This is a genomic window from Pseudomonas sp. UM16, from assembly GCF_050312595.1.
Taxonomy (GTDB): domain Bacteria; phylum Pseudomonadota; class Gammaproteobacteria; order Pseudomonadales; family Pseudomonadaceae; genus Aquipseudomonas.
In genome coordinates this window covers 1-1650 of record NZ_JBNPJT010000043.1, presented here as the reverse complement: position 1 = coordinate 1650, position 1650 = coordinate 1, and the positions used below count along the sequence as shown (strand labels likewise).

Sequence of the window (1650 nt, the reverse complement as noted above, 5' to 3'; positions counted from 1 at the left end):
AACTTCTTCAATTTTTTGAGCTGTTCGTTTTTTACTACCAATCACAAAATTTAAAGAGTGAATAGTACGCCCACGCTTGATTTGTTCAACCTCAACGACTAAATCAGATTTCTCGTTAATCTCAGTTATTGCAGGTTCCAAAACACGTTGATTTAATGAATTAAATCTAGGGTATTTATTTTCAACCTGAAGCCATTCTTTTAGTTTTTCTACTGTAATTTCACGACTACCAACAGAGCGATATTGTGTAATTAGCTCATAAATTCGAATTGAATGTACACTGTTGAAATAAGCGATATGTTTGAGTTGATATTGCGTGAATTGCCCTTTAAGTTGCGTTAGGTATAGCATAACTTCATCAGTCATTGCAATTCTAAAACGCCCCTCTTTCTTGAAATATGTTCTAGAGGAAACCCAACGAAATTCAGTTACACGGTCTTTATCTTCAGTTTTAACACTTCGGTCATAAATCCGTTTTATAGCCGCCTGAATTTGCTTATAGGCGTTATCTTGGCTTATTTCTGGAAACTCACGGACAAAATCAGCCACCGTAAAATCAAAAATCTTTTGATTAGATTTCGGATCCATAGTCCCAATAGTTAAAGCTAAAATTCTGATTTCATCAATACTCAATCGGTAATTGGCTTCAATAAGGCTATTAGCCTTTACAACAACTAAATCATTTGGCATAAGACAACAAATTTCCTGTTTAAAACAACAAGCAAAATATACCTGTTGTTTATATATAAAACAACAAGTATTTTCTTAAAAGTTGTCTATAACAGGAAATTTGTTGTCGTATAACAGGAAATTTGTTGTCTTATAACAGGAAATTTGTTGTCGTATAACAGGAAATTTGTTGTCGTATAAGTTTGTAACTTATTGATTTTACTGGTTTTAAAAACGCCGAAAACAAGTAAAAAACAAAAATATAAAAATATAGGGACTTTCGTCCCTTTTTTGGGCTTTCAGCCCTAATTTTTTCTTTTTTCAGGATTAAAAATTACAAAACCCTTACAGAGCAAGTAAACTTGTTTGCTTGTTCTGCAAGGGTTCAGCAACCGTAGCCGTCAGGCGTAGGGCGGTAGCCTATAAAAGCCATTTAATTTTATCTTTAAACTTCCTTTTAAATGCTTTGAGTGGGTGTCTTTTATCGTACTCATCAATCCTTTTTTGCATTCTTTCGTTTGCTTTGTGATCGGCAAATTTTGAATAAGATTTTTCCATCTCATCTAACATTCTATCAATCCGTTTTTTATGTTGCCATTTCAGGTAAACATAAACACTTATAGCAATTAAAGACAATATCAATACATTGTAAAAAATGATTGTTACAATTTCGCTCACAGTTATTTTTTACCTTTTTCAATTTCTTCATTGATAAATGCACTCAATTCATCAAATTTCTTGTCATCATTGATAAATTTACGCAACTTAGGGAAGTTTCTATCTACATCTAAAAGAGGGTTATTTATTATTTCATTTAGCCAAAAAGCCCCTAATAAAACCTTGTAATGCGTAGCTTTCTTACGCTTTTCTGCTTGTTCTTTTGACTTAATCGCACGAATTTTCGCTTTGATTTCGTCCTGCTTGCGTTGTAAATCTGCTTGTTGCTGTTCCAATCTTGTAAGTTTTTCGCTTGCCATACTA

The 1650-nt window shown here is 32.8% G+C and carries 3 protein-coding genes; all 3 read right to left on the bottom strand.

Features of this window, described 5'->3' with window-relative positions; genetic code table 11:
- Positions 1–690: replication initiation protein (locus tag ACQRAX_RS25430; RefSeq protein WP_412041614.1), on the bottom strand; the 690-nt coding region annotated here is incomplete at its 3' end.
- A 399-nt stretch (positions 691–1089) separates the two neighbouring features.
- Entirely contained in the window at positions 1090–1347 is a 258-nt protein-coding gene (locus ACQRAX_RS25425) for a hypothetical protein (RefSeq protein WP_047922678.1), read from the bottom strand.
- 2 nt (positions 1348–1349) lie between these two features.
- The coding region (locus ACQRAX_RS25420; RefSeq protein WP_427867770.1) for a hypothetical protein at positions 1350–1650 on the bottom strand (301 nt) is incomplete at its 5' end.